The sequence below is a fragment of the Anoxybacillus kestanbolensis genome (genome assembly GCF_001996285.1).
Lineage (GTDB): Bacteria > Bacillota > Bacilli > Bacillales > Anoxybacillaceae > Anoxybacillus > Anoxybacillus kestanbolensis_A.
The window spans coordinates 65,906-90,536 of record NZ_MQAD01000020.1; the positions used below are offsets into that span (position 1 = coordinate 65,906).

At 39.7% G+C, this 24,631-nt stretch carries 33 protein-coding genes, 1 rRNA gene and 3 pseudogenes; 24 read left to right on the forward strand and 13 right to left on the reverse strand.

Translation table 11 applies throughout. The features are described 5' to 3' along the window. Window positions 1-684: a DUF2225 domain-containing protein gene (locus tag BO219_RS11220; protein WP_077429582.1), complete on the reverse strand. Its 684-nt coding sequence runs from the start codon at window positions 682-684 to the stop codon at window positions 1-3. Window positions 685-829: 145 nt separating this feature from the next. Here BO219_RS11220 and dapF point away from each other — a divergent pair, with 145 nt between their 5' ends. The 3 genes from dapF to BO219_RS11235 are packed head-to-tail and all read left to right on the forward strand — an operon-like array spanning window position 830 to window position 2,402. Then, complete coding sequence (dapF, locus tag BO219_RS11225) at window positions 830-1,684, forward strand: diaminopimelate epimerase (RefSeq protein WP_077429583.1); 855 nt, start codon at window positions 830-832, stop codon at window positions 1,682-1,684. Window positions 1,685-1,700: 16 nt separating this feature from the next. Beyond that, the gene (locus tag BO219_RS11230; RefSeq protein WP_077429584.1) at window positions 1,701-2,063 is read left to right on the forward strand and encodes a HesB/IscA family protein; all 363 of its coding nucleotides are present in this window, start codon (window positions 1,701-1,703) and stop codon (window positions 2,061-2,063) included. Between the two features lie 6 nt (window positions 2,064-2,069). Further along, entirely contained in the window at window positions 2,070-2,402 is a 333-nt protein-coding gene (locus tag BO219_RS11235; protein WP_077429585.1) for a LapA family protein, read from the forward strand. 15 nt (window positions 2,403-2,417) lie between these two features. Here BO219_RS11235 and BO219_RS11240 read toward each other — a convergent pair whose 3' ends face one another. Then, window positions 2,418-3,413, reverse strand: a complete 996-nt coding sequence (locus BO219_RS11240) for an NAD(P)/FAD-dependent oxidoreductase (protein ID WP_035020644.1) — start codon at window positions 3,411-3,413, stop codon at window positions 2,418-2,420. A gap of 293 nt (window positions 3,414-3,706) precedes the next feature. On the opposite strand from BO219_RS11240, the gene BO219_RS11245 reads away from it, so the two are divergent. The 4 genes from BO219_RS11245 (at window position 3,707) to BO219_RS11255 (ending at window position 6,327) form a co-directional block, all read left to right on the forward strand. Further along, window positions 3,707-4,933, forward strand: a complete 1,227-nt coding sequence (locus BO219_RS11245; RefSeq protein ID WP_077429586.1) for an NAD(P)/FAD-dependent oxidoreductase — start codon at window positions 3,707-3,709, stop codon at window positions 4,931-4,933. Window positions 4,934-5,026: 93 nt separating this feature from the next. Further along, a complete protein-coding gene (locus tag BO219_RS14570) occupies window positions 5,027-5,155 on the forward strand; it encodes a YuiA family protein (RefSeq protein WP_006322188.1) in 129 nt (42 codons plus the stop codon). A 56-nt stretch (window positions 5,156-5,211) separates the two neighbouring features. Then, a complete protein-coding gene (locus tag BO219_RS11250) occupies window positions 5,212-5,535 on the forward strand; it encodes a YuiB family protein (RefSeq protein ID WP_035020626.1) in 324 nt (107 codons plus the stop codon). Window positions 5,536-5,625: 90 nt separating this feature from the next. Then, complete coding sequence (locus tag BO219_RS11255; protein WP_077429587.1) at window positions 5,626-6,327, forward strand: 3D domain-containing protein; 702 nt, start codon at window positions 5,626-5,628, stop codon at window positions 6,325-6,327. 20 nt (window positions 6,328-6,347) lie between these two features. Here BO219_RS11255 and BO219_RS11260 read toward each other — a convergent pair whose 3' ends face one another. Next, window positions 6,348-6,932, reverse strand: coding sequence for a biotin transporter BioY (locus tag BO219_RS11260; RefSeq protein WP_077429588.1), 585 nt, complete (start codon window positions 6,930-6,932; stop codon window positions 6,348-6,350). Between the two features lie 111 nt (window positions 6,933-7,043). Here BO219_RS11260 and BO219_RS14685 point away from each other — a divergent pair, with 111 nt between their 5' ends. Beyond that, entirely contained in the window at window positions 7,044-7,193 is a 150-nt protein-coding gene (locus BO219_RS14685; RefSeq protein ID WP_003398754.1) for a hypothetical protein, read from the forward strand. Here the strand turns inward: BO219_RS14685 and BO219_RS11265 are convergent. From BO219_RS11265 to BO219_RS11275, 3 genes are all read right to left on the reverse strand, one after another. Beyond that, window positions 7,181-7,477: a YuzC family spore coat inner layer protein gene (locus BO219_RS11265; RefSeq protein WP_077429589.1), complete on the reverse strand. Its 297-nt coding sequence runs from the start codon at window positions 7,475-7,477 to the stop codon at window positions 7,181-7,183. The genes BO219_RS14685 and BO219_RS11265 overlap by 13 nt on opposite strands. A 69-nt stretch (window positions 7,478-7,546) precedes the next feature. Continuing rightward, window positions 7,547-8,872, reverse strand: a complete 1,326-nt coding sequence (locus tag BO219_RS11270; protein ID WP_077429590.1) for an ArsB/NhaD family transporter — start codon at window positions 8,870-8,872, stop codon at window positions 7,547-7,549. 21 nt (window positions 8,873-8,893) lie between these two features. Next, window positions 8,894-9,322 (reverse strand): hypothetical protein, encoded by a 429-nt coding sequence (locus BO219_RS11275; RefSeq protein WP_077429591.1) that lies wholly within the window; start codon window positions 9,320-9,322, stop codon window positions 8,894-8,896. Between the two features lie 112 nt (window positions 9,323-9,434). Here BO219_RS11275 and BO219_RS11280 point away from each other — a divergent pair, with 112 nt between their 5' ends. The 4 genes from BO219_RS11280 to BO219_RS11295 all read left to right on the forward strand — a co-directional run bounded on the left by BO219_RS11280 (window position 9,435) and on the right by BO219_RS11295 (window position 11,956). Further along, window positions 9,435-9,632, forward strand: a complete 198-nt coding sequence (locus BO219_RS11280; protein ID WP_006322202.1) for a hypothetical protein — start codon at window positions 9,435-9,437, stop codon at window positions 9,630-9,632. A 53-nt stretch (window positions 9,633-9,685) separates the two neighbouring features. After that, entirely contained in the window at window positions 9,686-10,198 is a 513-nt protein-coding gene (locus BO219_RS11285) for a superoxide dismutase family protein (protein ID WP_077429592.1), read from the forward strand. Window positions 10,199-10,289: 91 nt separating this feature from the next. Then, window positions 10,290-10,790, forward strand: a complete 501-nt coding sequence (locus BO219_RS11290; protein WP_004892302.1) for an Lrp/AsnC family transcriptional regulator — start codon at window positions 10,290-10,292, stop codon at window positions 10,788-10,790. Further along, window positions 10,790-11,956, forward strand: coding sequence for an aminotransferase (locus BO219_RS11295; RefSeq protein WP_077429593.1), 1,167 nt, complete (start codon window positions 10,790-10,792; stop codon window positions 11,954-11,956). Before BO219_RS11290 ends, BO219_RS11295 begins: the two co-directional genes overlap by 1 nt. A gap of 16 nt (window positions 11,957-11,972) precedes the next feature. On the opposite strand, the gene BO219_RS11300 is transcribed toward BO219_RS11295, so the two are convergent. Then, window positions 11,973-12,338, reverse strand: a complete 366-nt coding sequence (locus tag BO219_RS11300) for a helix-turn-helix domain-containing protein (protein WP_004892298.1) — start codon at window positions 12,336-12,338, stop codon at window positions 11,973-11,975. Window positions 12,339-12,468: 130 nt separating this feature from the next. Between BO219_RS11300 and BO219_RS11305 the strand changes: the two genes are divergently transcribed. Then, a complete protein-coding gene (locus tag BO219_RS11305) occupies window positions 12,469-12,813 on the forward strand; it encodes a CvfD/Ygs/GSP13 family RNA-binding post-transcriptional regulator (RefSeq protein WP_077429594.1) in 345 nt (114 codons plus the stop codon). 9 nt (window positions 12,814-12,822) lie between these two features. Here BO219_RS11305 and BO219_RS11310 read toward each other — a convergent pair whose 3' ends face one another. Further along, window positions 12,823-13,056 carry a DUF378 domain-containing protein gene (locus tag BO219_RS11310; RefSeq protein ID WP_077429595.1) on the reverse strand — a complete coding sequence of 78 codons (234 nt, stop codon included), beginning with the start codon at window positions 13,054-13,056 and terminating at the stop codon, window positions 12,823-12,825. Window positions 13,057-13,199: 143 nt separating this feature from the next. Here BO219_RS11310 and BO219_RS11315 point away from each other — a divergent pair, with 143 nt between their 5' ends. The 3 genes from BO219_RS11315 to BO219_RS11325 all read left to right on the forward strand — a co-directional run bounded on the left by BO219_RS11315 (window position 13,200) and on the right by BO219_RS11325 (window position 16,303). Beyond that, window positions 13,200-14,360 carry an iron-containing alcohol dehydrogenase gene (locus tag BO219_RS11315; protein ID WP_077429596.1) on the forward strand — a complete coding sequence of 387 codons (1,161 nt, stop codon included), beginning with the start codon at window positions 13,200-13,202 and terminating at the stop codon, window positions 14,358-14,360. A gap of 110 nt (window positions 14,361-14,470) precedes the next feature. Continuing rightward, complete coding sequence (locus BO219_RS11320; protein WP_077429597.1) at window positions 14,471-15,820, forward strand: glucose-6-phosphate isomerase; 1,350 nt, start codon at window positions 14,471-14,473, stop codon at window positions 15,818-15,820. 78 nt (window positions 15,821-15,898) lie between these two features. Then, the gene (locus tag BO219_RS11325; RefSeq protein WP_077429598.1) at window positions 15,899-16,303 is read left to right on the forward strand and encodes a YugN-like family protein; all 405 of its coding nucleotides are present in this window, start codon (window positions 15,899-15,901) and stop codon (window positions 16,301-16,303) included. On the opposite strand, the gene BO219_RS11330 is transcribed toward BO219_RS11325, so the two are convergent. Continuing rightward, a complete protein-coding gene (locus BO219_RS11330; protein ID WP_077429599.1) occupies window positions 16,295-17,263 on the reverse strand; it encodes a potassium channel family protein in 969 nt (322 codons plus the stop codon). The two genes, BO219_RS11325 and BO219_RS11330, sit on opposite strands and share 9 nt — an antisense overlap. Before the next feature lie 100 nt (window positions 17,264-17,363). Here BO219_RS11330 and BO219_RS11335 point away from each other — a divergent pair, with 100 nt between their 5' ends. Continuing rightward, window positions 17,364-17,543 carry an H-type small acid-soluble spore protein gene (locus tag BO219_RS11335; RefSeq protein ID WP_077429600.1) on the forward strand — a complete coding sequence of 60 codons (180 nt, stop codon included), beginning with the start codon at window positions 17,364-17,366 and terminating at the stop codon, window positions 17,541-17,543. 61 nt (window positions 17,544-17,604) lie between these two features. Here the strand turns inward: BO219_RS11335 and BO219_RS15045 are convergent. Next, window positions 17,605-17,820: pseudogene (locus BO219_RS15045) on the reverse strand (transposase family protein); the annotation flags it as partial. A 549-nt stretch (window positions 17,821-18,369) separates the two neighbouring features. Here BO219_RS15045 and BO219_RS11345 point away from each other — a divergent pair. From BO219_RS11345 to BO219_RS11365, 5 genes and pseudogenes are all read left to right on the forward strand, one after another. Continuing rightward, the gene (locus BO219_RS11345; RefSeq protein ID WP_077429601.1) at window positions 18,370-18,819 is read left to right on the forward strand and encodes a MerR family transcriptional regulator; all 450 of its coding nucleotides are present in this window, start codon (window positions 18,370-18,372) and stop codon (window positions 18,817-18,819) included. A 39-nt stretch (window positions 18,820-18,858) separates the two neighbouring features. Continuing rightward, a complete protein-coding gene (locus BO219_RS11350; protein WP_077429610.1) occupies window positions 18,859-19,818 on the forward strand; it encodes a sporulation protein in 960 nt (319 codons plus the stop codon). Next, a pseudogene (locus BO219_RS11355) lies at window positions 19,815-20,164 on the forward strand (zinc metallopeptidase); the annotation flags it as partial. The gene BO219_RS11350 and the pseudogene BO219_RS11355, both read left to right, overlap by 4 nt. A gap of 68 nt (window positions 20,165-20,232) precedes the next feature. Beyond that, window positions 20,233-21,582: a hemolysin family protein gene (locus tag BO219_RS11360; protein ID WP_077429602.1), complete on the forward strand. Its 1,350-nt coding sequence runs from the start codon at window positions 20,233-20,235 to the stop codon at window positions 21,580-21,582. A gap of 168 nt (window positions 21,583-21,750) precedes the next feature. Next, window positions 21,751-22,071: an ArsR/SmtB family transcription factor gene (locus tag BO219_RS11365; RefSeq protein ID WP_164970137.1), complete on the forward strand. Its 321-nt coding sequence runs from the start codon at window positions 21,751-21,753 to the stop codon at window positions 22,069-22,071. Here BO219_RS11365 and BO219_RS14860 read toward each other — a convergent pair. From BO219_RS14860 to BO219_RS11375, 3 genes and pseudogenes are all read right to left on the reverse strand, one after another. Further along, window positions 22,060-22,432 (reverse strand): annotated as a pseudogene (locus BO219_RS14860) (HD-GYP domain-containing protein). The gene BO219_RS11365 and the pseudogene BO219_RS14860 overlap by 12 nt on opposite strands. Before the next feature lie 11 nt (window positions 22,433-22,443). Further along, entirely contained in the window at window positions 22,444-22,683 is a 240-nt protein-coding gene (locus tag BO219_RS14870) for an HD-GYP domain-containing protein (protein WP_226373817.1), read from the reverse strand. Window positions 22,684-22,758: 75 nt separating this feature from the next. Beyond that, a complete protein-coding gene (locus tag BO219_RS11375; protein ID WP_077429604.1) occupies window positions 22,759-23,436 on the reverse strand; it encodes an MgtC/SapB family protein in 678 nt (225 codons plus the stop codon). Window positions 23,437-23,484: 48 nt separating this feature from the next. Here BO219_RS11375 and BO219_RS11380 point away from each other — a divergent pair, with 48 nt between their 5' ends. Both BO219_RS11380 and BO219_RS11385 read left to right on the forward strand, forming a co-directional pair. After that, a complete protein-coding gene (locus tag BO219_RS11380; protein WP_143091223.1) occupies window positions 23,485-24,369 on the forward strand; it encodes a DMT family transporter in 885 nt (294 codons plus the stop codon). A 183-nt stretch (window positions 24,370-24,552) separates the two neighbouring features. After that, window positions 24,553-24,631, forward strand: a 16S ribosomal RNA gene (locus BO219_RS11385); the annotation flags it as partial.

Sequence of the window (24,631 nt, forward strand, 5' to 3'; positions counted from 1 at the left end):
CTATTGTGCCCCCTTTTTTTCTTCACGAATTTCTTGCCAACGGTCGTAAGCCATGTTGACGATTCCTTTTTCAATTGTTTCTTTTTTTCGTGCAATCACACGTGAAAAGTAAATAATCGCTTGTTTTTCTTTTCCTAGCCTGCGGTACAATTCGCCGATTAAATACAATAAACGGACTTCCGACATATGTGTATGAATAAAATCATCTGTTTCATAAGAAGCGATATACTGTTCAAGTGCTAGGCGCATGAACCGCTGTTCTTCTTCATGTTGTTGTTTTGAACGATACAACCATGCGAGACGCATATAAAGTCCAGCAAGTGCAATATGTTTTTCTTTTTTCAATGTGGCAGAATAAATGCCGAGTTTATATGTATCAATCGCCTCAGCAAATGTTCGCGCCCCACCGTAGTTTTTCCCACGCCAATTGGCGCAAATATTTTGTTGGATTGTTTCCAATGTTTGTGGTGGGAAATATGTTGAAAATTCCTCTGTTGCCGCAAATCCACAGTGTGGACAAACATGGACGTAATATAAGAGCGGATTCGCTTCTTCGCTAGCATAATATGAACAAAAGTCAGTGTCGTGTTGGATTGGGTGAATGAAACGTGAACGAACTTTTTTCGTTGTATATGTTTGTTTGCAAACAAGACATGTAACGGTACGATCGTATAAGACATCCATTATGTTCCCTACCTCGTATAGTTGATAGTCATATTATACTATACGCTGTTCGTGTTGCCTGTGACTTTTTATGTATTTGTAAAAAAGTTGTCACGGTTATGATGACGATGTATAGTTTTATTAAACGGATACGCGGAGGGACAATATGAGACATTTTTCATTTGCGAAAATGCACGGCTTAGGGAATAGCTATATTTATGTCAATATGTTTACAGAGCATTTAGCAGAGGAGGAGCTATCACATATTGCAAAACGTGTGTCAAATGTGCATACGGGAATTGGTTCAGACGGGCTTATTTTAATTTGTCCGTCCGATGTAGCTCCAGTGAAAATGCGTATTTTTAATAGCGATGGATCGGAAGGAAAAAACTGTGGCAACGGGTTGAGGTGTGTAGCGAAATATGCATATGAACACGGAATTGTTCAGGAGGAACAGTTTCTCATTGAAACGTTATCAGGTCTTGTAGAAGCTCGTGTGTTTGTTGAAGATGGGAAGGTCAATAGTGTAGAAGTAAATATGGGAAAACCTCGTTTATCTCGTGTTGAAATACCGATGATAGGAAAAGAGGATGATATTGTCGTTAGTGAACCGATCGAATTTGAAGGGCATACGTATTATATGACAGGTGTATCGATGGGGAATCCTCATGCTGTGTTTTACGTGGATCAAATCGAAGATGCTCCCGTCACTTCTCTTGGACCGATTGTTGAAAAAGATGAGCGTTTTCCAGAAGGAATTAATGTAGAGTTTGTAGAAGTGGTGAACGACCGCGAACTTCATTTTCGTGTGTGGGAGAGAGGTTCCGGTGTGACGCAAGCGTGCGGAACAGGGGCTTGTGCAGCGGTTGTGGCATCCGTATTAAACGGAAAAACGAAGCGAAACGAAGAAATTGTTGTCCATTTAGCTGGTGGAGATTTGTACATTACGTGGAAAGAAAATGGTGATGTGTTGATGCGAGGGGCAGCTGAAACTATTTGTACAGGTGTATACTACTATTAAAAAGGAGTGATATCGAATGGAACAAATCGTTTTGTTAACCGAAAAAGCAGTGAAGCAAGTGAAACAGATGATGAAAGAAAGCGGAGAAGAAAACGCTTATTTTCGTGTCGGTGTGTATGGTGGGGGATGTAGTGGATTATCTTATGCGATGGGATTTGATCACAACAAACGTGAAGATGATCATGAGTTTGAGAAAGACGGTTTGCGTATATTAGTCGATAAAGAGAGCGCGCTTGTACTAAAAGGGACGACGATTGATTATGAACAAGGAGCCATGGGGGGCGGATTTACGATTCATAATCCGAACGCTATTGCTTCATGTGGTTGCGGTTCATCGTTCCGTACAGCGACTCATGCTGGTACGCCAGAGGAATGTTAGGGAGGGATGAATGCGAAAGGACAAAGAAATATTATTTTAGGGCTTATATTTGCATTGCTAGTGGCGCTATTTTCTATCGCAAATATTCAAAATGTAGAAGTGAATTATATCGTCGGCTATTTTGAGACACCATTAGTGATTGTCATATTAGGCTCTGTTACACTGGGGGCTCTCATCGTTTTTCTTGTTGGTGGATGGAAGTTTGTAAAGATGCGAAATTATACAAAAAAGTTAGAAAAAGAAATGGAGCAGTTGCGAGCCTCTCTACCGAAGGAGGAAGTAGCTACCACGATTGAAAATGTGGTGAATGAAAATGATCATTCGAAGCCCCTCTCTTAAGAGAGGGGCTTCGAATTATTCAAACATCGATGTGGAATGAAGTGGTTGTACTTTTGCGTTTGGATCGATGTATGATTTCGCATTGTTGACTGCTGTTGGTGCTTCACCAAATCCGCAAGCAATTAATTTCACTTTTCCTTCGTATGTGCAAATATCGCCTGCTGCATACACACCTGGAATGTTTGTTTCCATTTTAGAGTTTACTTTAATGCAGTTTTTCTCAATTTCTAACCCCCACTCTTTAATTGGGCCAAGGGAAGAAATGAAGCCATAGTTAACAATGACTGCGTCAACATCAATCGTTTCGCGCGTTTTTGTTTTGACTTCTTCTAGAACAACCTGTTTGATACCGTTTTCATCCCCGATCAATTCGACAGGAACGAACGGTGTTTTTACATCAACAGATGAGTTCATTAAATTTTCGACGCTATGTTCATGGGCACGGAATTTATCGCGACGATGCACAATCGTTACTTTTTTAGCGATTGGCTCAAGCATAAGCGCCCAGTCAACTGCAGAGTCACCACCACCGCATACGAGCACATTTTGACCAGCAAATTTATTCAAATCGTCAACGAAGTAATGTAAGTTTTTACCTTCGTATTGTGTCGCGCTTTCGAGCTCTAACCGCCGAGGCTGAAATGCACCGTTTCCAGCAGTAATGATGACCGCTTTTGAATAATGAATTTCTTTATTTGTCGTTAGTTTAAATGTCCCATCTTCCAATTTTTCTAACTTCTCGACAGACTGTTCTAAGCAAACGGTTGGATTAAATTTGCTCATTTGTTCTTTCAAGTTGTCAATGAGTTGTTGGGCGCGAATTTTCGGGAAGCCCGCTACGTCATATATGTATTTTTCAGGGTAAAGCGCAGAAAGTTGTCCACCGAGTTGCGGAAGACTTTCGATAATTTTGACGCTCGCTTGACGCATGCCGCCGTAAAACGCTGTAAATAAGCCGACAGGTCCACCGCCGATAATGGTAATATCGTATAATTTTTGATCTTCTTTCACGTTCATTCCTCCTAAAACGCAAATTTTCATGTATTATCATACCATAAAAAATGGGTAAACGCTTTTGTTGTTTTGAAAATTTCGACATGAACTCGACAAAAATTATGACTAAAAATTGAACAAATAACTCTTGAAAAAGAGAGAAAAAAAGAATAAGATGTTAACGTAGAAATGACAACTTTGTTACAAAACGTTGTATTTTTTTGGTCTATTTCGTGAATAAATTCACAAACTTTCTAAACGATAAAAATCGTTCAAAAAGCGCAAGCTAAAAAAAATAAGAAAAGGTGGAAGTGATTCGCTTGAAGAAGCCAAATGTTGTTGTATTAGGTGCAGGTTATGGTGGATTGATGACAGTGACGCGTTTACAAAAAATGATTGGCGTCAACGAAGCAAGCATTACGCTTGTCAACAAACATGATTATCATTACGAGTCAACTTGGTTGCATGAGGCGGCAGCAGGAACGTTACATCATGAGCGCGTTCGCTATGCGATTGCTGACGTCATCGACCAAAGCAAAGTGAAATTCATTCAAGATACGGTTGAAAAAATCAACCTTGAGCAAAAGGAAGTGTTGCTTCAAAATCATGAGCCATTAACATATGATTATTTAGTTGTTGCGCTTGGATTTGAATCTGAAACGTTTGGCATTAAAGGACTAAAAGAGTATGCTTTTTCGATTGCCAACGTTAACGCGGCTCGCCAAATTCGCGAACATATTGAGTATCAGTTTGCGACATATAGCACGGAAGAAGAAAAACGTGATGAGCGTTTGACGATTGTAGTTGGTGGTGCAGGGTTTACAGGTATCGAATTTTTAGGGGAACTCGTAAACCGCGTGCCAGAACTTTGCCGTGAGTATGATGTTGATCCAAATAAAGTGCGCATCATCTGCGTGGAGGCAGCACCTACAGTTCTTCCTGGCTTTGATCCAGAACTTGTTGAATATGCGGTAAATGTGCTTGAGAAAAAAGGTGTCGAATTTAAAATTGGGACAGCGATTAAAGAATGTACGCCAGAAGGTATTATTGTTAGCAAAGATGACCAAGTTGAAGAAATTAAAGCAGGAACAGTTGTATGGGCGGCTGGAGTACGTGGAAGTCGCGTCATTGACGAATCGGGCTTTGAAGCGATGCGAGGCCGTGTCAAAGTCGATCCTTTCTTGCGTGCCCCAGGACATGAAGATGTATTTGTTGTCGGGGACTGTGCGTTAATCATTAACGAAGAAACGAACCGTCCATACCCGCCAACTGCACAAATTGCGATGCAACAAGGGGAAGTGTGTGCGAAAAACTTAGCTGTATTAATTCGTGGACAGGGTGAACTACAGCCGTTTAAACCAGACTTAAAAGGAACGGTATGTTCGCTCGGTCACGATGATGCCATCGGGGTTGTGTTCGGTAAGAAAATTTGGGGCGCAAAGGCAAGTGTGATGAAAAAAGTGATTGACAACCGTGCGCTTTACTTAATCGGTGGCCCAACACTCGTTGCGAAAAAAGGAAAATTTAAATTACTATAAAAACGAGCGAAGAAATTTTTCGCTCGTTTTTCCTTTACAAATCATTGATTTTTATATATAATTATCAGAAAATTAAGAAAAAGGAGAGGGATTATGAATAAGACAACGTGTCAATATTGTGCAGGAAACGGTTATGTTCATGTTGCGGTCGGTGGGTCTGAAACATGCCATTATTGTGAGGGAACAGGTGTAGCGAAAGATGAGGTAGTCATGAAGCAATAATTGACTCATGTTTTCGCTTTCAGTACACTTAAAATGGTGTATTGGAGGTGAAACGTATGGAGATGAGCATTCCGGTTTTATTCATTTCTGTTTTATTGTTTTTTGTTTTATTTTTCGGTATTGGTTTTTTATTAAATATGATTTTGCGGACGACGTGGACGATGGCGATATTAAGTCCATTTGTTTTATTATTGTGGATTGATCAAATTTCTGTAATGGACTACGTGACAAGTCCATCCGCTTCGCTCGCCCATGTGAAAGAGCGAATCGAATCATTAGCTAGTGCCGATTTAATTATTTTAAGTAGCGGTATTGTTGGTGCTATTGTCTCAGGTGTCGTTATCCAGACGCTCCGGAAAAAAGGATATCGGATGTTTTAAACCTTCACAATCGTGGAGGTTTTTTTTTGTAGCTAATGTATATTTTTTTTGAATGTTGGAAAGAAATACAACCGTGGGAGGAGTGAATAAATGGGTATAAAATGGTTAAGACGGTCGACCATGGTTGTATTGTTTTTGTGCGCGTTCATGACGACATTTCAATCGATATCGGGCGTTGAAGCGAAAATGTTATCTGATTGGTTTTCACCTTCACGTTTTTCTTTTTTCTCGTTTAAATCATTATTTTCATCAGATACGTATGAGTACGTGGCTGATCGTTTTCGTAAACACGAAAAACAAGTGACTCAACTCTCGTCACAGCAGACGACAAACGAATCGTTGACGCTAGAAGAAGCGTTTGACTGGTCACGATATCCTTCTGTCACAGTTGTAGCGACAGGATATACAGCGGGAGTGGAGTCAACAGGAAAAACGCCCGATCACCCGAGTTATGGCATTACATATTCGGGTGTACGTGTAAAACGTGATTTGTATTCAACAATCGCAGCTGATTTGAAAATTTTTCCAATCGGGACGATTTTATTTATCCCAGGATATGGATATGGTGTTGTTGCGGATACAGGGTCAGCGATTAAAGGTCATAAAATTGATTTGTATTACGAAACAGTAGATGATGTGTATAAACATTGGGGGAAGAAAAAAGTGAATGTATATGTCGTCAAACGCGGAGATGGGACATTATCGGAGCAAGAGATGATAGCACTGAACGAAAACGAATCGATGCAAGTGTTTCGACAACAATATATAAAGAAAAAGGAAGTCGGGCTATAACCGAACTTCCTTTTTCTTCGTTATGCAACGTATTTGTTATATGATTGATGTTGGTTTAATGCTTTATAAATGCGCGGTGCGATGATACCAGCGACGATGGATAAAATGATGTCTTTTGGAAGTGGAACGAGCATCCAGCTCCATGCCATCGCGTACGAGAAACCTTCTGGTGCTTCAGCCCATAATTTAAATGCCGCATACATCCAATTTGTACCGACAACATAGTTAATGACCATACCGATGATTGTGGCAATAATAAAACGTGCGATCGAACGATTTGTACTTTTTTCAATCAGTAGTCCAGTTACGTATGCCGCAAGAATAAAAGAAAGAATAAATCCAAATGTCGGGGCAATAACAGTTGAAAATCCTCCGCTAAAACGTGCAAAAACAGGCGCACCGAATAGCCCGATCAACATGTAAACCGTCATGGCCATTGCGCCACGCTTTGCGCCAAGAATGGCACCAGCTAGTACACAAAAAAATGTTTGCAACGTAATCGGAACGCCACCAATGACGAGAAACGGGGCCCATGATGTAATGTTTGCACCGATCGCCATTAATGCTGCAAACATAGCGATAAATGTTAAGTCTTTCGCACGCATTTGTTAACCTCCTTTTTTTATTCGTTAACGAAATGGTATATGATAAAACAAAAAATGTCAACACATAAGTGATAGTCGTTTGCACAACATAACAATACGGAGGGGATCATAATGAGAGAAGAAGAACAATTGCTTCGCGCAAATCGGTTGGGAGCAAAAGAAGATATCATTCATGTAAGTGAAACAGATGATGGATATGATTTGCGCGACGCAGCCCATATTGGTGAGAAACAAATGGCGGCACCGAATTATCGCCAGTAAAGAAGAAAGGTGAGTTGGCAACAAGGCGACTCGCCTTTTTTTGGAGAAAGCGTTATATGAATCGTATTTGGATTAAAAGAAATGTTTATTTCAGACTCAATACCAATCGATTGGAGTTGTTTTTGTACTTCTTCTTGTTTCGATTGTTGAGCTTTCTCCATCAATTGTTTCGCAAAAACAGGATCGTTCGCAATTTTTGAGGAAATAGCTGTTGCGTCTTTAAAAAGTTTTTGGATCGCTTTTGCCGATTGTGTAAATTGTGTAATATCGACGTTTGGATACATCGTTCTCCCTCCTTGCAAGCAGTATATGATGGAAAGAAAAAAACGCTCAAAGTTCGCCTTTGAGCGTTTTTATAAGTAACGAATGAAAATATATGCGTGTGAAATAAGTAAGGAAATAAGCGTAAGTGGCGCTCCAATTTTCAGAAAATCAAAGTAGCTAAACCCGTGTCCTTCACGTGAGGCAATTCCTGCCACGATCACGTTTGCTGATGCTCCGATTAACGTTCCGTTTCCACCTAAGCAAGCGCCAAGGGATAATGACCACCATAATACATCAATTTGTGCTGAATCAGGAGATAGTCCCATTCCAACAGCCATATCTTGAATGAGTGGGATCATCGTTGCAACGAACGGAATGTTGTCGATCGTTGCCGAGGCGATTCCAGATACCCAAAGGATTAAGTAAGATGCGAAGTGAATATCGCCGCCTGTGACTTCCAAAGCTTTTTCTGCCAAACTTTTGATTAGTCCGATATCAACGAGACCGCCGACGAGCGTAAATAATCCGGCGAAAAAGAAAATGGTTGTCCATTCGACAGAAGCAAATACTTCTTCCAAATCGTGCTCTTTTACACCGATTAACATTAAAATAACTGCGCCTGTCATCGCGATGACCGCCGCATCGACGTGAATGACAGAATGCAACGTAAATCCTAAAATCGTTAATGCAAGAACAGAAACAGACTTTTTCAATAGTACCGCATCTTTAATGTATTGTTTTTCATCGACTTTCATAAGCCGTTCGATGAGCGCAGCGTTCGCTTGAAGACGTTTGCGATAAAAGACGTACAAAATAGCGATAATGACGAGCATAATAATTAAAACGACAGGGCCTAAATTAAATAAAAAGTCGTTAAACGTTAAATGTTTATTGGCAGAGCCAATCATAATGTTCGGTGGATCTCCGATTAACGTCGCTGTTCCGCCAATGTTAGAAAATAGTACTTCAGAAATTAAAAATGGAACAGGATCTACCTCTAACATACGTGTAATAGAGAATGTAACTGGAACGATTAATAAAACAGTTGTGACATTGTCAAGAAAGGCAGAAAGAACAGCGGTTAGCGATGATAAAATGACTAAAATGTTAATTGGACTTCCTTTTGCCGTTTTTGCAGCTTTAACTGCAACATACTGGAAAAATCCCGATTTACTCGTAATGCTAACGAGAATCATCATTCCGATTAGAAGCGTAATCGTTCCCCATTCGATATGATGCGTGTACGCTTGATGTAAATCAACGATGCCAAAGATGATCATGAACGTGGCACCTAATAGAGCGATTACAGCTCGGTTTACTTTTTCTGAGATAATGATGGCGTATGTAATCAAAAAGATTGCAATGGCCGCATAATATTGAAAGTTGTTTACTTCATGAGTGATAGCCTCATGCACGATTTGTCATTCCTCTCTTTCCTAATTTTTTAGTGGCTGGAGGCAACTTGGACATTTCAAAGTTGTTGTGTCAGCGTTTACATTGCGCACATAAAAAGAAAATGCGCATTGTGAACATTCGATTTGTGATAACCGATCGATAAACAGTTTTGTTGATGGCGACCCTTGTTTCGTCGTATCGATCACTTCCACATGCACATGTTCACGTGAATCATCTTCTGCGAGCACTTCTCCCTCTGTTTCTTCTTTTACACGCCAGCCATGATCTAAAATATGTTGTTCGAGCTGGCTATGAGAAGAATTTTCTAGCATATCTTCGGCTAATGCCATCAACTGCTCATTTGTTAACGATTCAAATGGAATTTTTTGTTTTTGTTCGTTCCAATACCCCCTCAATTGCGCTTCCGTAAATACAAACGTAATGACTTTGTGGATTATGACGTTTTTCAAACGAATACGCCTCCCTCTTTTGTTTACGAATCCAATTATATTCTTTTTTACGAAGTGCTACAATTGTCTTTATGATATAATGAGAAAGATGAAATATGGAAAGGTTGATCGTATGGCTAATATCATATTTGGACTGTTTCTATACTTTCCAGAAGATAAAACAGAATACATCCCTGCTGCGATTTCATTTACCGCTTTTTTTATCGCTGCGGTGTTGACGATGCGGTTGATTATAAAAATTTCAAAGCGTCAAGAAGAAAAAGCAAAGCAATTTGAAGAGCAGCTGAAAAAACAACAAGCGAAAGATTAAATAAATGAAAATAGGGCATAATAAGCCGTAAATATGTAGTTGGAGGGCTTGTTGTGCATCGAGTGATTGTATGTTTTTTTCTATTGCTTGTAAGCGGATGCGTGGAAGAGAAAGTGAAAAGCGTCGATGTCAATGTAATTAATGAAGATGGAGACTCGCTTGGAACGATTAAAATGTCTCAACAACCTAAAGGAGTAAAACTGGACATTAATCTCAAAGGGCTGCCACCAGGGGAGCATGCGATGCATATTCACGACAAAGGAACATGCGAACCGCCTGAATTTAAATCAGCAGGGGAACATTTTAATCCAGAAGGAAAGGAGCACGGGCTTCTTCATCCGGAGGGGGCGCATGCAGGCGATTTACCGAATTTAATCGTGAAAGAAGATGGAACAGTTAAAGTACAATTGATGGCTCCGAATGTCAATTTATCAGAAGAGAAAAACGGTTTATTTACAAAAAACGGAACGGCGATTGTAATCCATGAAGGAAAAGATGATGGCATGTCTCAGCCAGCGGGAAATGCAGGCAAGCGAATCGCATGTGGTGTCATAAAAAAGCGGTAACAGCAAGCGATGTCGTCTTGCTTCTTTTTTTGAAAAAACACGTGCATTTTTTTCTAAATTATGTGAAAATTTATAACAGGGGGGATTCATGATGAAGTTAACTGAAAAAGAAATCGAAATCGTTGAACTGTTAGAAAAAAACGCGCGATTGCCGATTGAGACAATGGCGAAAATGCTTTCTCTTCCTGTTTCGGAAGTGGAGCATATGATAAAAAAGTTAGAGGAAGCAAAAGTCATTGTACAATATGCAACCATTGTGGACTGGCGGAAAGTTGATGGGCATGAAGGTGTAACAGCGATGATTGATGTAAAAGTGACACCAAAGCGAGGCGTTGGATTCGACGAGGTAGCGGAACGTATTTATCGCTTCCCGGAGGTCAAATCTGTTTATTTAATGTCGGGAGCATATGATTTATCTGTTGTTATTGAAGGACGTTCCATGTCTGAGATTGCTCATTTTGTTTCTGAAAAATTGTCAACGCTTGACTCTGTTATTTCAACGACAACTCACTTTATTTTGAAGAAATATAAACATGACGGCACTGTATTTGAACAAGGTGATCAAGATCGAAGAATCGTGGTGGCACCGTGATGCAAAAGACGAAAACGTACGTATCTGATACTGTATCGCGTTTACAACCATCTGGTATTCGAAGATTTTTTGATTTAGCAGCAAGTATGGAAGGGGTCATTTCATTAGGGGTTGGTGAGCCGGATTTTATTACCCCTTGGAGTGTGCGTGAAGCTTGCATTCTATCGTTAGAACAAGGATATACGTCATATACAGCAAATGCTGGTTTGTGGGAGTTACGAAAAGCAATTAGCGATTATTTAGCGCGTCGTTTCGAAGTGCTATACGATCCGACAAATGAAATTATTGTGACGGTCGGGGCAAGTCAAGCGCTTGATGTTTCTCTTAGAGCGATTTTGAATCCGGGTGATGAAGTCATTGTTGTAGAACCAAGTTTCGTCTCATATGCACCGCTCGTTTCGCTAGCTGGCGGCGTGCCGATTCCGATTCAAACGAGCGGAAAACAGCAGTTTAAGTTACAGCCTGAACAAATTGAACAAGTTGTGACCCCGAAAACGAAAGCATTAATTATTTGTTCGCCGAACAACCCGACAGGAACGGTATTGAATAGAGGAGAACTGGAACAAATCGCACGCATCGTAGCAAAGCGTGATTTGCTTGTTATCTCAGATGAAATTTATGCGGAATTATGTTATGAGGAACAATATACAAGTTTTCCTGCCATTGCCCATATGCGAGAGCGAACGGTTTTAATTAACGGATTTTCAAAAGGATTTGCGATGACAGGATGGCGATTAGGTTTTATTGCGGCACCGAAAGATTTGGCGGCGGCGATGTTAAAAATTCATCAATATACGATGATGTGTGCACCAACGATGGCACAATATGCAGCTATTGAAGCATTGCAAAACGGAGCGGATGACGTCGAACAAATGAGAAAAAGTTATCGGCAACGGCGCAACTTTTTTGTGCAATCATTAAATGAAATCGGTCTTACTTGCCATATGCCAGGAGGAGCATTTTATGCATTCCCTTCCATTCAATCAACAGGCATGACTTCAGAGCAGTTTGCGGAACGTCTATTGTTAGAAGAAAAAGTTGCTGTTGTTCCTGGGCATGTGTTTGGAGCAAGTGGAGAAGGATATATTCGTTGTTCGTATGCTTCATCGCTTGAACAATTACAAGAGGCGATTCGACGCATGAAGCGGTTTCTTGAACGACTATAAAAAAAGCTGACGGCCGTCAGCTTTCTTTGTTGTATTTGAGTTCATATAACATTTGCATGACGCGTAGAAAATCTTCTTCGCTAAATTCTTTTGCTTTTCGTAAAATAAGTTTTGCCCGTTTAAGTCCAATTTCTTTAATTAAGTATTCGATTTCTGGATCGAGGCTGGATGAATTGGATACATCTGCTCGTTCTAACAATTCTGATGCTGGAACATCAAGAGCGGTACAAAGTTTTAAAATTGTTGGTGTATCAGGCACTTGTTCACCTGATTCGTATTTTTGGATCGTTGCTACCCCTACACGAACTTTCATCGCCAATTCTTGTTGTGACATATTTCGCTGCTCCCGGTACATGCGAATATTTTCACCAATTGTGCTCATTTATTCTCCCACCTCTCCAAAATTCGTTTACAACTTTATCATACCATGTTCTCATTTATACTCGTGCACAAAATTAACACTTTTTAAGCGAATTATGTTACAATTTTTCAAAAAACGAGGAGTGTTTCATTTGGATTGGAAGGAAGGTGCGATCGTTACGGGTGTTGTAACTGGAATACAGCCATACGGTGTATTTGTATCACTTGATGAACAAACACAAGGTCTTATTCATATTTCAGAAATTACAGATGGATATGTGAAAAACATTTATGATTATGTAGATGTGGGAGAGTCTGTCCGAGTAAAAATTATCGCTGTCGATGAAAAAACGAAACGAATTAGTTTATCGCTGCGCGATGTGGATCATGACGCAACAAATATTGAAACCCCTTCAGGATTTCAACCGCTAAAAACTCAACTTGAAAAATGGATTACGGAAGCGAAAAAAAAATACAACTCACCGAATGATCGGTGAGTTGCTCGTTTATGTTCTTGACATTTTTGGCTCTGTGCGCTCAAGCTCTTCCGTTGGTTTAAATAGCAAGACGAGGTTAATGAGACCCGCAATTCCAACGAGAGCATAAACAATGCGGGCAAAGGCTGATGCTTGCCCACCAAAAATGGCTGCGACGAGATCAAAACGGAAAAAGCCAATGAGCCCCCAGTTAAGTGCTCCAATAACAGTAAGCAATAGTGCGATTCGTTGTAACGTACTCATGTTCATCCTCCTTGGTAAAGTAGTGTATTCATTTATAGAATGGATAATTATTTTTGAAATATGCACAACGAAAAAGAAAAAAATGCAAGTTTCTTTACTTATTTGTTTATTTTAGAAATAATGGAGAAAAAGGAGGAAATTTAATGGAACAGTTTATTTTTCACAACCCAACAAAATTAATTTTTGGAAGAGGACAAATTGAACAACTAAAGAAAGAGCTTGCTCCGTATGAACGTATTTTAATGGTGTATGGTGGGGGCAGCATTAAGAAAAACGGTGTGTATGATGATGTCGTTTCTGTTTTTCGCTCATTGAATAAATGGTGGACGGAGTTAGCGGGTGTTGAACCAAACCCTCGTTTATCTACTGTGCAAAAAGGGATTGACATATGTCGTGCAGAAAAAGTTGATTTTATTTTAGCTGTTGGTGGCGGAAGTGTTATTGATTGTGCAAAGGCAATTGCTGCAGGCGTTCTATACGATGGAGATGCATGGGATTTCATTTCACGAAAAACAACCGTTCAGCGGGCGCTTCCACTTGGAACTGTATTAACACTAGCAGCCACAGGATCAGAAATGAATGCAAATTCTGTTATTACAAATTGGGAAACGAAGGAAAAATACGGTTGGAGTAGCCCGGTTGTTTTTCCTAAATTTTCGATTTTGGATCCTGTTTATACAACAACTGTTCCGAAAGATCATACAGTGTATGGTATTGTTGACATCATGTCGCACGTGTTAGAACAATATTTTCATCATGCCCCAAATACGCCACTGCAAGATCGGATGTGTGAGTCGATTTTGAAAACGGTGATCGAAACGGCGCCAAAACTTGTAGACGACCTGCAAAATATCGACTATCGTGAAACGATTTTATATTGTGGAACGATGGCTTTAAACGGAATTTTACGCATGGGACTACGTGGCGATTGGGCAACACATAATATTGAGCATGCTGTATCAGCGGTGCATGATATTCCGCACGCAGGGGGGTTAGCTATTTTATTCCCTAATTGGATGAAACATGTACTCGATGAACATGTTGAGCGGTTTAAGCAATTAGCTGTTCGTGTGTTTCATGTTTATCCAGAAGGAAAAGGGGATCGGGAAATTGCGCTAGAAGGAATCGAAAAACTTCGGGCATTTTGGAATAGCTTAGGTGCTCCAAATCGATTAGCAGATTATCATATTGGTAAAGAATCATTGCCAATAATAGTGGAAAAAGCGATGGCGTTCGGCCCGTTTGGTAATTTTAAAAAGCTACAACACGATGATGTTATGGCGATTTTAAAAGCTTCGTTATAAAGTGCGAAAAATGTCATAATGAATCCGTTTACATTGTTTTCATGAACTTGATTCTCGATGTTTATTTCGCTAAAGTGAAAGAGGATACAATCATTGAGGAGGAAACGTACATGACGCATATTCAGTTTGACTACTCAAAAGCGTTGTCGTTTTTTGGTGAACATGAACTAACGTATTTGCGTGATGCTGTAAAAGTAGCACATCATGCACTTCATGAAAAAACAGGGCAAGGAAACGACTTTTTAGGATGGATTGATCTTCCTGTCGCATATGACAAAGAAGAGTTTGCTCGCATTCAACAAGCAGCGAAAAAAATTCAACAAGACTCTGATGTGTTATTAGTGATCGGTATTGGTGGTTCTTATCTCGGGGCTCGTGCAGCGATTGAAATGTTGCAACACTCGTTTTACAATGTGCTTCCGACAGAAAAGCGGAAGACACCACAAATTATTTTCGTCGGTAACAACATTAGTTCTACATACATGCGTGATGTGATGGATTTACTCGAAGGAAAAGATTTTTCGATCAACGTCATTTCAAAATCTGGAACGACGACAGAACCCGCCATTGCCTTCCGTATTTTCCGTAAGCTTCTTGAAGAAAAATACGGAAAAGAGGAGGCGCGCAAACGCATTTATGCAACAACAGACCGCGCGCGTGGAGCGTTAAAAACATTAGCGACAGAAGAAGGATACGAAACATTTGTTATTCCAGATGATGTCGGTGGCCGTTACTCTGTTTTAACAGCGGTTGGTTTGTTGCCGATTGCCGTCAGCGGTGCGGACATTGAAGCGATGATGAAAGGCGCTGCACAAGCGCGTGAAGATTTTAGTAAATCAGAGTTAGAAGAGAACATTGCCTACCAATACGCTGCGGTGCGAAATGTGCTTTACAATAAAGGGAAAACAATTGAAATGCTCATTAACTATGAACCGGCATTGCAATATTTTGCAGAATGGTGGAAACAATTATTTGGCGAAAGTGAAGGAAAAGATCAGAAAGGGATTTTCCCAGCTTCAGCAAACTTTTCAACAGACCTTCATTCGTTAGGACAATATGTGCAAGAAGGACGTCGCGATTTGTTTGAAACGGTGTTAAAAGTTGAAACCCCTCGTCATGAATTGACAATTGAAGCGGAAGATAATGACTTAGATGGCTTAAATTATTTAGCGGGAAAAACAGTTGATTTCGTTAATACAAAGGCGTTCGAAGGGACATTGTTGGCACATACAGACGGGGGCGTACCGAACTTAGTTGTCACATTGCCGCGATTAGATGAATATACATTCGGTTATCTCGTTTACTTCTTTGAAAAAGCGTGTGCGATGAGCGGATATTTACTTGGCGTCAATCCGTTTGATCAACCAGGTGTAGAGGCGTACAAAGTAAATATGTTTGCCCTCCTCGGTAAACCGGGATACGAAGAGAAAAAGGCAGAACTTGAAAAACGATTGAAATAATGAAAAAAAGAGCTTTTCCTGAGCGCAGGGAAAGCTCTTTTTTTGGACATAATAATGAACAGAGGAGGCGTGATCAATATGATTGAAATTCCATCTAGACTAGAAGGAAAAACATTTTTGTTAAGTGTATTAGAGCAGCAGTTAAAACCGCTCGGTTATGTAATTGGCGGTAATTGGGATTATGACCACGGTTCGTTTGATTACAAGATGGCGGATGATGCTGGGTACCAATTTTTACGAATTCCATTTGTTGCGATAGACGGACAACTTGATTCGTATGGGGCGACGGTTGAATTGAGGCGACCATACGTCTTATGTCATAAATATCAACGTGGATTAGATGACAATGTGCACGTTGGAAATATGAGTGCCTCATTCAATCAGTTCTCTGAACCGGAAGATCCGGATGCGGCTGTTCCTGATCGATATGTAGCCACGGCAAAAACGCTCGTGAAAGATTTAGAAGAGCGGTTACTACTCTAGTACGATAAGCTCATCTGTCGATTGAATGATCGTATGCGATGGTGGATTAATTGAGACGTGTTGATTGTTTGCAATACCGACAAGTAATACATTTTCTTTTTTTAATTCGTTAAGCATCGTTGCAAAAGACATACCGATCCATTCATCGCGCACAGTTAAACGTTTTATCGGATGTTGTTTAAATTGTTCGATGTCATGCAAAACATTCGGAGATGAAAGGCAATTCGCCATCAAAAAGCTAATCCATTTATTTGTTTCAACAATTTCATTTGCCCCAGCACGTTTGGCGTTATCAACTTGTGGTGTCGTCAATATTTCTACAACAGCATATACGGATGGATGGAGCGCTTTGACTGTCAAAAGGGTGACGATAGACGCCAGGTCAGCTTCGACTTCATTTTTATGTTGATTAGCAGTAATAATAACGGTATGAGCTTTAAATACGTTTGCTTTCTCCCATACATCGTCGTGCGTCGGATTTCCTTTAATAAAATGAACGTGTGTTGGCACGTCCAAACGTTTTAGTGTCTCATCGATCACGAGGCACGGCATGTTAGGAGGGATGAAAGCAAGTAGCTGACGAATGCGCTCATTCCAGCCGACTAAAATGATGTGTCCACCTTTTGTATACGGTAGTTCTCCAGTAGATAAGGCGTTTTCTTTTGAGATTGCTTTTGTGGATAGTGTCACAAAGTAGGCTGAGACAAAGGCCGTACCAAGCAAGATGAGAGTGATCGCGACGAGTTTGCCGCTCATTGTTTTTGGCACGAGATCACCGTAGCCGATCGTTGTCGTTGTAATTAATGCCCACCATATGCCGTCAAAAACAGTTAAAAATGTTCTTGGTTCAACGATATGAATGACAATACCGAATAAACAAATGATTGTTGTGATTGTAAATATGATGCGTACAAGTGGAGAAAGTCGCCAATATGAAGCGAGAAATTCATGCCATCTCATTTATCTTCCCTCCTGTTTTTATCATTGTAGACGAGATGAAGCGATTTCTTACATATTTTCTCTTCAAAAGAAGATAATATGAACGAAAGGAGGGATGCTGATGGATATGAATCGTGTAAAACAAATTGTTTCTTCCCCAGATGATATTCGCGTTTGTTACCATGGACAATCTGTTTGGATTGATGGGTATGATGAAGCAAGCCGAACAGCGACCGTACATATGCGTGGGCGAGACCATGAACGACACATCGTTCCGGTAGAAGAACTGACAGAGGAGTAAAACGAAAAACCCCTGCGATGCAAGGGTTTTCTCTTATGGAGCATATCGGATTCGAACCGATACGCTTTACCTTTACGAACAAGTACACCGATTGATGAAAAATCGCCAAATCCCGTACTTTTCTTGTCCGTCTGTCGTGGACAGCGGAAGTGGCAAACCCACAATGAGGGCAGCGTTCCTGTGTCTCTGTTTTCTCTACATGAATCGCATAACCATAGGAATGAAGTTCTTGTTTAATCACTTTAAATTTTGGCAATCCTAGTGGTATCGAAAGCACTTATGAGACCTCCTTAATGTTGATTTCACCGCTAACATTATTGCTAGGATCTCGTCAGTGCTTTCTCTTTTTCATCACCAAATCACAAAATTTGGTGATGAACCTTATTAAATTTTTTACAGAATTTATCAATTACAAGGACTTTTTCATTTTTATTTAGTTTTGAAAAAAGGAAGAAATACCTAGTATTTATCTCTATAACCAGAGTTTTATTCTTAATATCTGCTGTACGTTTTTCGCCAACTATAACTATTATGATCTATAACTATTATGGTCGGAAAAAACACGGAGTTAAGGGAGAGTCATTAAATTGTTCAATACGGCATAAAAATACTCTTTTCTATTTTTAGTGAATAGAGCTTGCTCATATACAATGACGGAGTTTTATTGTCTAAACTTTTAGTTTTTTTATTTATGTTAAATGAGTCCTGATTGACGATGTATTCGTAAATAGTTATAGAAACAGATTTGCAATAAAAAATTAACACTATAACGTTTGACTGTATATTTTTTTTGCTATATAATTTCATTAAACATACCGAATAATAGATGGGGAGTGAGTTCATTGGGAAGTTGCTTAAAATTGGTGAACTTGCAGAATTAGCTGGTGTTTCCAAACGAACCATTGATTATTATACGCAGTTAGGGTTGCTTGAGCCCGTTCGTTCTGAGACCAATTATCGCTATTATCCTGAAGAGAGTATCGAGCATTTACAGTTAATCCATGCATTAAAGAAACAGCATTTAACTCTCGAGGAAATAAGAGAGCGCCTGCAGCTTATGAAAAAACAGCCTGCTCCGATGAATGAAATTATCGATAAAATTGAGCATCTTCAAGAACAAATGCAGCATATTCAAGAAGAAGTGCTGGAATTAAAGCCGTTGCTCAAACAATTAAATGAACAACAGATCAAGATGATGACAAAACCATTGACCCAGCAAGGTTACGCATTGCTACATTCATTAGGGATATTGCTTGGAGGAAATCCTTTTATTTAACAATGGATATTAATGAATAAGGGGTGAGAGATGAAAGGGATGTTTAAAAAACTTTTATCGAAACTTGGGATTGGCTCTGCCAATATTAATCTGATGCTGCATCATTCCCAAGTTCGTTTGGGAGAGACCATTAGCGGTGAATTTTTCATTGAGGGAGGGACAGTAGAACAGCATATCAACAAAATTGATGTAGAACTTCGTTTAACATTAAACCATAACGGTCAAGTACAGACAAAAACAGTAGCAACAATTCCGGTTGCTTCTGCCCTTGTTATTCAGGCTGGCGAGAAAAAGGTGCTGCCTTTTACATATGAATTACCAAAAAGTCTTCCGGTTTCCGGACACAGCGTTCATTATACGTTTGTTACCCGTCTTGATATCGCAGGTGGAGTCGACCATTTAGATGAAGATGCGGTGCGAATTCTTCCGCCATTACCATTAGAGAAAATCTTCGTTGCTTTTGAAAAGTTAGGCTTCCGGGAAAAGGCGACTTCAAGAAAATTAAAACCGTATGGCCAAGAATTTGAATGGTTCCCGACAGAACAATTTAAAAACATTGTTCAAGAAATCGAATTTTTCGCCTCTCTTGAAGAAGAGGGGGTTCGTCTGCTTCTTGAAGTAGATGTATATGCAGGAGCTTTTGGCTTACAAGAAAAAGAATTAAAACGTGAATTCTTTTTCCTATATACAGAATTAAACGATGTAAGCACACTGGCTGACAGTCTTCGCGCGATGATTCAAGAAATGATCGAGCAACCATATCAGTATACAGCTTCATCCTATATGGCTCACCATTCTCATATTCCTCACTCACATGGACGAGGACACAGTATGATGGGGGCGATTGGCGGTTTTGCCGCGGGATTATTTGCGGGAATGTTAGTGGAAGAACTTGTAGATGATGTAGTGGAGGAAGCTCTTGGTTTCGAGGAGGAAATAGAAGAAGAGGGAGCAGGATTTTTTGACGATTTCTTCGGTGGGGAAGATGAAGAATTCTAATTTTGCGGTATCGTATGTTTCCAGTAGTGAATTTCTCTTCTGGAATTGCTCCATTTCTATTGTTAGGCGGGTTTTTGTTGCATCGAGCTTCACTCATTGGGCTTGGCATTATTCTCTTCTCAGCAGCCGTGGCGTTTCAATTAGTGACGCTGCCGGTAGAATTTAATGCAAGCTCTTGAGCGAAAAAGCTTCTTGTAGCTGAAGGACTTATCCGTATGAAGTACGTGGAGTGAATAAAGTCTTAAATGCAGCGGCATTAACATACGTAGCTGCGGCATTAATCTTTGCGCTGGAGTTAATCAAGTTTATTATGATTTTCTTTCGAGGAAATAGTGAAGAAGAATAAGAAAAACATATTATACAATTAACAGGAGGTGGATTCTCTAGCTGTTTGCATGCAGTTAGAGAGCTTAATTGGAGATATTTAATTTACTGATGGTTGGCATTTTAATTGCCTTGACGGCGTTTTTTGTTGCATCAGAATTTGCCATTGTCAAAGTGCGCAGTACACGGATTGATCAGCTCGTGGCCGAAGGAAATCGAAGTGCCATGGCTGCAAAAAGAGTCACCAGCAATTTAGATGAATATTTATCAGCTTGCCAGCTTGGTATCACCATCACCGCACTAGGGCTTGGTTGGCTTGGGGAACCAACGGTGGAACATTTGCTTCGTCCTGTATTTGAGCAAATGAATTTGAATGAGTCTGTAGCATCTCTCCTTTCTTTTGCGATTGCGTTTGTGGCGATTACCTATTTGCACGTAGTTGTCGGTGAATTAGCGCCTAAAACATTGGCGATTCAAAAAGCGGAAACCATTACGTTGTTATGTTCAAGGCCTTTAATCTTTTTCTACAAAATCATGTATCCGTTTATTTGGGTATTGAACGGATCAGCACGTGTCATCATCGGATTATTTGGACTAAGACCGGCATCCGAACACGAAGTCGCCCATTCTGAGGAAGAGTTGCGGATTATTTTATCTGAAAGTTATAAGAGCGGAGAAATTAATCCGTCGGAGTATAAATACGTAAACAATATTTTTGAGTTTGACAATCGGATTGCCAAAGAAATTATGGTGCCGCGCACAGAAATTGTCGCATTAGATAAAAACGATTCAATCGCGGACATTTTGGAAATTATGAAGAAAGAAAAATATACACGCTATCCTGTTATAGACGGCGATAAAGACCATATCGTTGGGATGGTGAACATAAAGGAAATATTAACGGATTGTGTTCGAAATCCACAAGCGATTGAAAAGAAGTTAGATGATTATATTCGTCCAATCATACAAGTAATTGAATCGATCCCTATTCATGACTTGTTCGTAAAAATGCAGCGTGAACGAGTCCATATGGCGATTTTAGTTGACGAATATGGCGGAACAGCTGGACTTGTGACGGTTGAAGATATATTGGAAGAAATCGTCGGTGAGATTCAAGATGAATTTGATATTGATGAAGTTCCGATGATTCGCAAAGTAAACGAACATACCACCATTGTTGATGGAAAAGTATTGCTCGAAGAGGTAAACGACTTACTTGGCACAAATATCGATGATACCGATGTCGATACGATTGGCGGTTGGATTTTAACGGAGAAATTTGATATTCAACAAGGTGAGATTCTCACCTACGGTGATTATGAATTTAAGGTATTAAAAATGGAAGGTCACCATGTCCAATTGGTTGAAATCACGAAGCGTGTAAAAACTCCTTTACTTACCGTACAAGAAGCCGTACAAGAAGAAGCGGAAACAAAATAACAGTTAATATTAAAGAGAGGCTGTCTCATAAGGGTCTGACCTCACGCGAGCTTCACAATATATCGTTCATTTATCCAATGTGATGTCCTATATATTGTGTTGCGGGGTCTGACCCTGTGGTTTTTTGGGCAGCCCCTTCGTTTTTCTAAAAAGACAAGTCATTATTTTATAACACCGTTTCGATTTTTAAAACTATTGGGAGACAAAACAAGACTAACAATCATGGGACTATTAAATAATCAAGATTGTTGCGTGTGTGAATTGGTTGAAATTTTTCAGATGAGTCAGCCTGCCATAAGCCAGCATCTTCGGAAGTTAAAAGATACAGGTTTAGTGAAAGAAACGAGAAAAGCCCAATGGATCTTTTGTTCCATGAACAAAGAACATGAAATGTATTCGTTAATCAAAGATATTTTAGCTCGCATTCCAGATCAGAAAGAAAAATTAAAAGCGCTTGAAGAAAAAGGAACAAAAATCTCATGTGAGTAACAAAGAGGTGATCGTTTGCATGACTGTTTCTGTATTTCGTTCAATAGGAATCACGTGATTTTCCATCCATAACAAAAAAGAAGTGGTTAATCGTGGGTCGAATTGTGTGCCTGCCCCTTTTTTTATCTCTCCATAAGCTTCTTCCCATGTGAGTGATGTGTGATACGGGCGAATGCCGGTCATCGCTTCGAGTGAATCGGCTAAAGACACGAGCCGAGCGAGAAAGGGAATATTTTCTCCGCTTTGTTTGTTTGGATACCCCATCCCAGCGTTCGTGGTGATATAAGACGATGTGAGAAATTTCAGTTGAAACATGGTAATCTTGTAGTACCCGTATGCCGAACAAAGGATGTTTTTTCATTTCATCAAATTCTACTTTCGATAGTTTCCCTTTTTCGTTAAAATGTGAGCAGGAACATATAATTTGCCGATATCGTGAATAAGTGATCCGAATTGAATTTCACGTTTTTGTTGATCTGTCAACTTTAAAAATGACGCGAAAGATAAAGCAATTTTTGTAACGCGATATGAATGAAGGAAAGTAAGCTCGTCCTTTTCTGAAAGTTGGTGCATTAAAAAACAAAGTTCCATGTTTTTTACAGTCGAAGACATATCGTTTGCCACCTTTTTGTTGTTGAAAGCAATCTTCATCTATATATGCTAATCTAAATGAGAATAATTTTCGAGTTAAATATTTTCAATATCGACACCGCGAATTGAAGGGATTTGATGAATAAACTCGTATACGTCTGTTGTTGCCCGTTTTTGATCGACAGATACTTTTAATTCAACAAAGTGGTTCCCGTTATCCAAATCTTTAATGCGCACGGTTTTAATGCGAATGTTTTTTTGTCTGATGCTTTCGATTACTTCTGAAATTTTTGTTGCGTCTAATACAGTAAGTTTAACGGACAGTTCCTTCTCCCTTAGTTGTTTTGGACCAAAAACAGTTGTAATAAGCGGAATGAGTTCAACGCTGGCGATCAGAAAAGCTACGCACAAAATGGCTTCAATATAAAAATTTGCTCCAACAGCAATTCCAACGCCAGCTGCTCCCCAAATAAGCGCGGCAGTTGTTAAACCTGAAATGCTGTCGTTTCCGCGTCGGAGGATAACACCTGCACCAAGAAAACCGATGCCAGATACAATTTGGGCAGCGAGGCGAAGCGGATCCATATTTATATGATCGCTTTTTGGAAACGTGTATGCCGATTCAATCGAAACGATAGTTAGTAAACAACTTACAATCGAAATGACAAGACATGTTTTAAGGCCAACGGGTTTTCTTTTTAGTTCTCGTTCTAAACCAATAATAAGTCCGAGGACAGCGGAAATTCCGAGTTTCATAAGCACATGAGCGTCCATAAGACATTCCCCCTTTTCTTCATAAGTATATTCGAAAGGATGATGAACATGAAGGCGTATATCGCACTAATTATTGGGGCGCTTTCTATTTCTACATCAGCTATTTTTGTTAAATTTACAGATGCCCCGTCGTCTGTCATTGCATTTTATCGTCTCTTTTTTGCAGTTGTTTTCATGACCCCGTTGTTTGCTGTAAGACATGTAAAGGAAACGAAGTTAATGAATAAAAAGGACTGGGCTTTCGCGGTGTTGTCTGGTGCGTTACTTGCCTTCCATTTTATTCTTTGGTTTGAATCGCTTCGTTACACATCTGTTGCAAGCTCTGTTGTTTTAGTTACGCTACAACCGATATTTGCTTTTGTGGGTGGTTTTTTCTTTTTTAAAGAAAAGATTACAATGAGTGAATGGGTTAGTGCGCTACTTGCGATTTTAGGTAGTGTCGTTATTAGTTGGGGTGATTTTCGGGTAAGTGGCGAAGCGCTTTATGGTGATATGCTTGCATTAATTGCATGTGCTATGGTAACAGGTTATTGGCTAGTTGGTCAACATTTACGAAAGCAATTTTCTCTAATTGCGTATACGTACATTGTCTACGGAATTGCTTCGATCGTGTTAGGTGGATATGTGGCGTTATTTCGTTATTCATTTTTTTCGTATGATAGAGACGATTGGTTGTATTTTATTTTGTTAGCTGTCATTCCAACGTTGTTTGGTCATTCTCTTTTTAATTGGGCGATGAAATGGGTAAATGCAGCAATGGTGTCGATGGCTATTTTACTTGAGCCAATTGGAGCGATCATATTGGCTTATATATGGTTAGATGAGAAAGTTTATTTGTCACAAGCAATCGGCTCTTTTTTTATTATTGTCGGAATAGGAGCGTATATGTTCGGGAAGCATGTAAAAAGAATTAAAAAAAATAGTTGCGTTTAAAAAAAGAACGTGCTATAGTATAAAGCGTCGCTGTTATGATGAGATAACAAAAAATATAAAAAATGTTATTGACACAAAAAGAATGATATGTTAAATTAAGAAAGTCGCTTAAACAGCGACAAAGAGATGTTCCTTGAAAACTGAACGAAGCGAAAAGCGTAAAGAAGCTAGAGATATGAACTTTCTATGGAGAGTTTGATCCTGGCTCAGGACGAACGCTGGCGGCGTGCCTAATACATGCAAGTCGAGCGGACGAATCGAA

What these genes read in the sequence shown, in the direction of transcription:
- BO219_RS11220 (WP_077429582.1), bottom strand. Translation starts at nt 684, where the DNA reads ATGGATGTCTTATACGATCGTACCGTTACATGTCTTGTTTGCAAACAA.
- dapF (WP_077429583.1), top strand. Translation starts at nt 830, where the DNA reads ATGAGACATTTTTCATTTGCGAAAATGCACGGCTTAGGGAATAGCTAT.
- BO219_RS11230 (WP_077429584.1), top strand. Translation starts at nt 1,701, where the DNA reads ATGGAACAAATCGTTTTGTTAACCGAAAAAGCAGTGAAGCAAGTGAAA.
- BO219_RS11235 (WP_077429585.1), top strand. Translation starts at nt 2,070, where the DNA reads ATGAATGCGAAAGGACAAAGAAATATTATTTTAGGGCTTATATTTGCA.
- BO219_RS14570 (WP_006322188.1), top strand. Translation starts at nt 5,027, where the DNA reads ATGAATAAGACAACGTGTCAATATTGTGCAGGAAACGGTTATGTTCAT.
- BO219_RS11250 (WP_035020626.1), top strand. Translation starts at nt 5,212, where the DNA reads ATGGAGATGAGCATTCCGGTTTTATTCATTTCTGTTTTATTGTTTTTT.
- BO219_RS11255 (WP_077429587.1), top strand. Translation starts at nt 5,626, where the DNA reads ATGGGTATAAAATGGTTAAGACGGTCGACCATGGTTGTATTGTTTTTG.
- BO219_RS11260 (WP_077429588.1), bottom strand. Translation starts at nt 6,932, where the DNA reads ATGCGTGCGAAAGACTTAACATTTATCGCTATGTTTGCAGCATTAATG.
- BO219_RS14685 (WP_003398754.1), top strand. Translation starts at nt 7,044, where the DNA reads ATGAGAGAAGAAGAACAATTGCTTCGCGCAAATCGGTTGGGAGCAAAA.
- BO219_RS11265 (WP_077429589.1), bottom strand. Translation starts at nt 7,477, where the DNA reads ATGTATCCAAACGTCGATATTACACAATTTACACAATCGGCAAAAGCG.
- BO219_RS11280 (WP_006322202.1), top strand. Translation starts at nt 9,435, where the DNA reads ATGGCTAATATCATATTTGGACTGTTTCTATACTTTCCAGAAGATAAA.
- BO219_RS11290 (WP_004892302.1), top strand. Translation starts at nt 10,290, where the DNA reads ATGAAGTTAACTGAAAAAGAAATCGAAATCGTTGAACTGTTAGAAAAA.
- BO219_RS11295 (WP_077429593.1), top strand. Translation starts at nt 10,790, where the DNA reads ATGCAAAAGACGAAAACGTACGTATCTGATACTGTATCGCGTTTACAA.
- BO219_RS11300 (WP_004892298.1), bottom strand. Translation starts at nt 12,338, where the DNA reads ATGAGCACAATTGGTGAAAATATTCGCATGTACCGGGAGCAGCGAAAT.
- BO219_RS11310 (WP_077429595.1), bottom strand. Translation starts at nt 13,056, where the DNA reads ATGAGTACGTTACAACGAATCGCACTATTGCTTACTGTTATTGGAGCA.
- BO219_RS11315 (WP_077429596.1), top strand. Translation starts at nt 13,200, where the DNA reads ATGGAACAGTTTATTTTTCACAACCCAACAAAATTAATTTTTGGAAGA.
- BO219_RS11320 (WP_077429597.1), top strand. Translation starts at nt 14,471, where the DNA reads ATGACGCATATTCAGTTTGACTACTCAAAAGCGTTGTCGTTTTTTGGT.
- BO219_RS11325 (WP_077429598.1), top strand. Translation starts at nt 15,899, where the DNA reads ATGATTGAAATTCCATCTAGACTAGAAGGAAAAACATTTTTGTTAAGT.
- BO219_RS11330 (WP_077429599.1), bottom strand. Translation starts at nt 17,263, where the DNA reads ATGAGATGGCATGAATTTCTCGCTTCATATTGGCGACTTTCTCCACTT.
- BO219_RS11335 (WP_077429600.1), top strand. Translation starts at nt 17,364, where the DNA reads ATGGATATGAATCGTGTAAAACAAATTGTTTCTTCCCCAGATGATATT.
- BO219_RS11345 (WP_077429601.1), top strand. Translation starts at nt 18,370, where the DNA reads ATGGGGAGTGAGTTCATTGGGAAGTTGCTTAAAATTGGTGAACTTGCA.
- BO219_RS11350 (WP_077429610.1), top strand. Translation starts at nt 18,859, where the DNA reads ATGTTTAAAAAACTTTTATCGAAACTTGGGATTGGCTCTGCCAATATT.
- BO219_RS14870 (WP_226373817.1), bottom strand. Translation starts at nt 22,683, where the DNA reads ATGTCTTCGACTGTAAAAAACATGGAACTTTGTTTTTTAATGCACCAA.
- BO219_RS11375 (WP_077429604.1), bottom strand. Translation starts at nt 23,436, where the DNA reads ATGGACGCTCATGTGCTTATGAAACTCGGAATTTCCGCTGTCCTCGGA.
- BO219_RS11380 (WP_143091223.1), top strand. Translation starts at nt 23,485, where the DNA reads ATGAAGGCGTATATCGCACTAATTATTGGGGCGCTTTCTATTTCTACA.